Below are 5,732 nucleotides of genomic sequence, written 5' to 3' on the forward strand. Positions count from 1 at the left end.
AACACGGAAGTTAAGCTCTCTAGCGCCGATGGTAGTTGGGACCTTGTCCCTGTGAGAGTAGGACGTCGCCAAGCAACTTTAAGACGAGTCAGAATGACTCGTCTTTTTTGTGTTTATAAAAATAAGAATGGCTGGTAAATCTCAGTTTATTAAAATTTCACTTTATTGTTCACATCAACAAGTTCAAAACGCTCACAGACGAGTAACATATCTTCAGAGAAATTAAGACCAATCTCATTTAGTTCCTTTGTAAAAAAACGAACATGGGTGTCTCTCCAGTAATTATAAGTACGATCTCCTTCGCCTTCAGCGATAGCGAATTCTTCGCTTACTTCATTCATTGGTGTTACAGTTACTTCTATTGTCTTAATAATAGCTACAGGTTCATCATTACTATTGAGTATAATACTATAATCATTAGTAGTCGGTAGCGATTCATTTTCTAATTCATAAAAAATGTGACCGGAGCATGTAGCTGTTTTAATACCGTCAATTACTAGTTGTGCAAGATAATTAGGGGCATCCCCAAATTGCCAAGCTGTAACAGATTCTGGTTTTTTGTTGTTTCCCCAATAAGTATCCCAATATGTCTGTGCTAATTGATTCATTTTTATCGTCACCTCACTCTAATTAATATTTAATCTCTTTATAATTCCTAGGAAATTTATTTATTTGTTATGCCTTTGTACTTATTTTTAATTTGTATCAGTGTTTTGCAAATTAAAAAGATACTATGTGGAGTGAATATAGTTTGTAAATATGTTCTGTACATATATGGGATCTTTAATTTTCCAATTGCATTTTATGATAAAGGACATAGTTACTTAAAGAACGTTCAGATTATGAATGGTAGTTTATTATCACTATGCCATATTGAAGTGAGTAATACTAGAGTTGAAATAGATAAAAAAACCGATATTCTAAATTGAATATCAGTTTAATAATATGTGACTTATATGAATCTATAGCAATACGAAAAGCGTAAATAAGATAGCCAACAAAATACGGTAGTATGCAAAAGGTTTTAAACCTATCTTCTCTAAAAGCTTTAGAAAAGTTACTACTGCTAGCATCGCTACTATAAAAGAGGTAATGAATCCTACCGCGAACATAGGGATGTCATCGACACTTAAATACTTCCAACTTTTTAGTAAGTCTAAGCCTGTTGCCCCAATCATTACAGGAAGAGCTATTAGAAAAGAGAATTCAGATGCAGTCTTATAATTTACTTTTGCTAATAGACCTCCAGAGATAGTAGAGCCAGCTCTAGAGAAGCCAGGGTATACCGCTAAGCACTGAAATAATCCGATTGTTAAAGCTTGGCGGTATGTTAAATCGTCCAGTGAATAGGCTGCTGCCCCTTTCTTTTTTACTTCTGCAAAGATCATAAGAATTGCCCCTGCTACAAGTCCAATCACAACAGTGTATGGCTGGAATAAGTATGTTTTAATAATATCATGTAGTAGCAAGCCGGCAACCACTGCCGGAAATACGCCAAGAAATACATGGAACGCGTTGAATTTTTTTTCTTTCTGTATAAGAGGTTTAATATTACATAAAGAAACGAGACGTTTATGATATAAAATTGCAATAGCTAAAATTGCGCCTAGCTGAATAACAATTTCAAACGTTTTTGCTCTTTCTCCCTCAAAGCCTAATAAATGCCCGACTAATATAAGGTGGCCAGTAGAAGATATAGGTAAAAATTCAGCTAATCCTTCTACAATACCGAGTATGAAGGCAATAATGATATCGCTCATAGTTTCACTCCTATACATTAATGAATGTCTACTTTTTTAAAATAGAATAGTGTTGCAATAAATCCGGAAATTGTCGTTACTGCAATGATGATATAAGAATACTCTGGTGGATATGTCGGTTGTAATTCGTTATTTGCGATATCTAGAGTAGCGGTCCACGGAAATAAATCTTTATGCTTGGAGTTTACGAGCATAAGATTAGTCATTGTAATAATGACTGTTAATATAATGGGTGGTACATAGCTCTTCATTACAAGAGTTAGTAGCACAATAGGTGAAGACAATAGAAAGAGAAGTCCACCACATATTAAAAATTCTAGGAAAGAACCTAAAAGTAAAGAAATGTTAAAACCAGGGAAGTTCCCCAATAGCCCTAATATTAAAGTAAGTGCCCAAGCGACTAAAGTTAGCATCATAATCCAAAGAAAGAGAATGATGAATTTACTTGTAATAAAGCTAATGCGTGACACGGGGATAGTTAGTAAATTTTTCAGTGTATCTTCTGTATATTCGCGGGTAAGCAAATAAGCAACCACTACTCCATATAAGGGGAATCCTATAACTAAAGTAGTATATAAGTTAACGTCAGTAAATAATTGATCGAACCAAATAGTGGGAGTTGGCTGTTTTGTTTTTATATGTATATAAGAGGCTACTACAACTAAGAAAGGTGCGACACCAGCACCAATAATGCTAATTAAAAACATATTAGAGCGTTTTAGTTTTAAGAGTTCTGTATAGAGTAGATTAACCAATTGTTCCACCTCCAACTAGTTTGGTGAAATAATCTTCTAGTCTATCTTCACTTATCATCATTTTTAATACTTCAATATCGTTAAGAACGAACGTTCTGTTTATGTATCCTTGTTGTCCAAAATGAGAGTAAATACGAATATTTCCTTCATCATGTACTTCATAATCAAAAATTTGAAGATGATTTTCTAATAACATCACAGCTTTATCGTCATTATTCACTTGAAACTCTATGTACTTACGGTTTGCTTTGCGCAGCGTATCAAGAGAAACTTCTTCTAGTAACTTTCCTTCATGAATAATTCCGATACGATCAACTAACTGTTCTACCTCGGCTAATATGTGACTAGAAATCAGTATTGTTATATTTCTTTCTTGAGCTAAAGAATGAATAAGTTTTCGCATTTCTTTAATACCAATAGGGTCTAGTCCGTTAGTTGGTTCATCTAATATGAGTAGCTCAGGATAATGGAGAAGAGCACGCGCAATTCCTAAGCGTTGCTTCATTCCTAAAGAATACTTTCCTACTAACTTTTTTGTCTCATGCTGCAAGCCTACTATTTCTAATGCTTCTTCGATAGCATTCTTTTTGTGAACCCCAATTATTTTTGCATTAATTAATAGGTTTTCTTTTGCAGTTAAGTTTTCATAAAATCCTGGAACTTCAACTATAGAACCAATTCTGCTTAAAATATCTTTTTGATTTTGGAATAAGTTCTCTCCGAATATTTCAATCGTTCCACTTGTAGGCTTTATAAGACTAAGCAGCATGCGAATGGTTGTTGTTTTACCAGCACCGTTGCGGCCTATGAAGCCATAAATCTCCCCTTGTTGAACATTAATATTTAAATTATCTACTGACTTTTGATTGCCATATACTTTAGTAAGGTTAGTCGTTTTTATAATTGTATTTATAGGAGACACCTGCTTTCTATAAGTTCTTACTTACATCATAAAAAGGAAGGCTTAACTGCATATTAATCATTTCTTAACTATTTCTTAAAAGTATTGTGTTTTGGAATAGAAAAGCCAAAAGTAGTTCGTTTCCATGGAGTACTTTCAACCCATATATGTCCACCGTTTTTCTCAACGAGCGCTTTGGAAATAGAAAGCCCGAGACCGCTACCACCAAATGAAGAGTTTCTTGATTGTTCGCTTCGGTACATTCGCTCAAATACGTTTTGTAAATCATGTTTTGGAATACCAGGGCCTTGATCCCAAATATGAAGTTCGTATTCTGCATCAGCTTCTAGCAATTCGACTCCTATTGTTTTCCCATCCTTTCCGTAATAAATTGCATTTTTCATTAAATTACCGATAATCCGCATAATGCTTAGATGATCTGCGATGATAGGACAAGTAGACTCTGGTATGCGAATTTGCAGTTCGATGTTATGTTTTGAGAGCTCAGGTAAAAATTCAATCAAAACTTCTCTAGTAACTTCAGAAAAGTCGAGTTCTTCTTCTTTTAGTGGAAATTCATTAGCGTCTAGCTTCGCCATATTGAATATTTCATCAACTAGGTGCTTTAAGTTATTTGATTTCATATAGAGTATTTTAAGATATTCTTGTTTTTCTATTTCAGAAGCAGCAACTCCGTCTTTCAAAGCATCTATATATCCGATAATGGAGGTGAGTGGTGTTCGTATATCGTGGGAGATACTAGACAAAAGTTGTTTTCTGGATTCTTCGGATCTTTTGGCTTCAATTTGAACCTGCTCTAATTTACCTATTAGCTCGTTTATTGAAAAAACGATATTATGTAATGAGTGGTCATTGCTTGTGAATAATCTCGTTTGTAAGTTTCCTTTTAGTACACGACTTAATTTAGTATCCATTGCTTTGCGATGTTGAATGAATTGTATTCTTGAAAAGAAGAGATAAATTGTAATTAAGATAAGGATAATAAATAAAGACATTTTTATTCTTGGATCCATTTGTATGTTTAAAATCCCGCAAATGATAAGTTGTAATGAAATCAGGAAGAGGGTTTTATCAGTCTTCAAGCTTTTCACCTACAAACTTATAACCAATTCCCCATATAGTCTGAATGAATTTTGGATTGGAAGGGTCAATTTCTATTTTCTTTCTAAGTTTTCGAATATGTACCATAACGGTATTGTCATCTTCTATATAATTATTGTCCCATACATTTCGGAAGAGCTGTGTTTTTGTAAATACTTGCCCTGGGTTTGAAGTAAAGAATTTTAACAGTTCCAGTTCTTTTCCGGTTAAGCTAATTTCTTCTTTGTTTGTATGAACTGTGTATGTATTTAAATTGATAGTTAGTCCTTTAAAAGATAAAGTTGTTTTTTCTTGAGCAGTATTGTTACTTCCGAGAACTAAAAAACGCCGCATAAGAGCTTTTACTCGTGCAATTACTTCGTGAATGCTGAAAGGTTTCGTAATATAATCATCAGCACCAATGCTTAAACCTAAAATTTTATCAACTTCGTGATCTTTAGCGGTGAGCATTAATATAGGTACGTTAGTTTTATCTCTAAGTTTTTTACATACCTCGATTCCATCTATTTTGGGCATCATAAGATCTAGTATAACGAGGTTATAGTTATTTTGATTAAATAAATGTAAGGCTTCTTTGCCGTTGATTGCAGTGTCTACCATGTATAATTCTCGTTCTAAATATATTTTTAATAAATTTCGGATTTCTTTATCGTCGTCTGCTATAAGGATACGTATATCTTTCATATCTTCACCTGCTTCTAATAGAGTTTTATTGATAGTACAACAACTCTCTAATTATATACTAGTATTTGTTAAAATAAGGTTGCTAGTTTTGTTGGAGGAAAACGTCCACACAAGTTAAGTCTAGAGTTCAAATTAACTCGAATATATTTGGAAAAACAAATTAAAGAGAAGCAGAAGGTGTGCTCCGATAATGAAATCCTATAGAGACGTATTTAGTTAAAAGAGCATAAAAATATTAAATTGAAGTTCTTTATAAAAAGGTGTTGACGATTATGCTTTAGAGGTGTAATATAGAACAAGTCGCCGATGACAATAACGTCGCAAGCGACAAACGAAATGAAAAACTTAGTTGACATTGAAAGATGAAAATGTTAACATAAGGAAGTCGCAAATGAGCGGCCAAGTAGTTCTTTGAAAACTGAACGAAACAAACAACGTGAAACGTCAATTTTTATTTTAGATGCTAGACAAACTAACTTTATTGGAGAGTTTGATCCTGGCTCAGGATGA

Annotated in this window: 6 protein-coding genes; all 6 read right to left on the minus strand. The window is 33.6% G+C overall.

What is annotated here, in order from left to right; genetic code table 11:
* Positions 1-149 precede the first annotated feature (149 nt).
* Positions 150-608 carry an ASCH domain-containing protein gene (locus tag ACTFN4_RS30270; protein WP_001072420.1) on the minus strand — a complete coding sequence of 153 codons (459 nt, stop codon included), beginning with the start codon at positions 606-608 and terminating at the stop codon, positions 150-152.
* Positions 609-962: 354 nt separating this feature from the next.
* Complete coding sequence (gene uppP / locus ACTFN4_RS30275; protein ID WP_001279958.1) at positions 963-1,760, minus strand: undecaprenyl-diphosphate phosphatase UppP; 798 nt, start codon at positions 1,758-1,760, stop codon at positions 963-965.
* Between the two features lie 17 nt (positions 1,761-1,777).
* The gene (locus ACTFN4_RS30280; RefSeq protein WP_000247711.1) at positions 1,778-2,515 is read right to left on the minus strand and encodes an ABC transporter permease; all 738 of its coding nucleotides are present in this window, start codon (positions 2,513-2,515) and stop codon (positions 1,778-1,780) included.
* Entirely contained in the window at positions 2,508-3,437 is a 930-nt protein-coding gene (locus ACTFN4_RS30285; protein WP_000074581.1) for an ABC transporter ATP-binding protein, read from the minus strand. The genes ACTFN4_RS30280 and ACTFN4_RS30285 overlap by 8 nt, the downstream gene beginning before the upstream one ends.
* Positions 3,438-3,505: 68 nt before the next feature.
* Entirely contained in the window at positions 3,506-4,519 is a 1,014-nt protein-coding gene (locus ACTFN4_RS30290) for a sensor histidine kinase (protein ID WP_000845329.1), read from the minus strand.
* Positions 4,509-5,222: a response regulator transcription factor gene (locus tag ACTFN4_RS30295; protein WP_048657123.1), complete on the minus strand. Its 714-nt coding sequence runs from the start codon at positions 5,220-5,222 to the stop codon at positions 4,509-4,511. The genes ACTFN4_RS30290 and ACTFN4_RS30295 overlap by 11 nt, the downstream gene beginning before the upstream one ends.
* Between the last annotated feature and the right edge of the window lie 510 nt (positions 5,223-5,732).

The organism is Bacillus cereus group sp. MYBK95-2, from assembly GCF_051915225.1.
GTDB lineage: Bacteria > Bacillota > Bacilli > Bacillales > Bacillaceae_G > Bacillus_A > Bacillus_A cereus.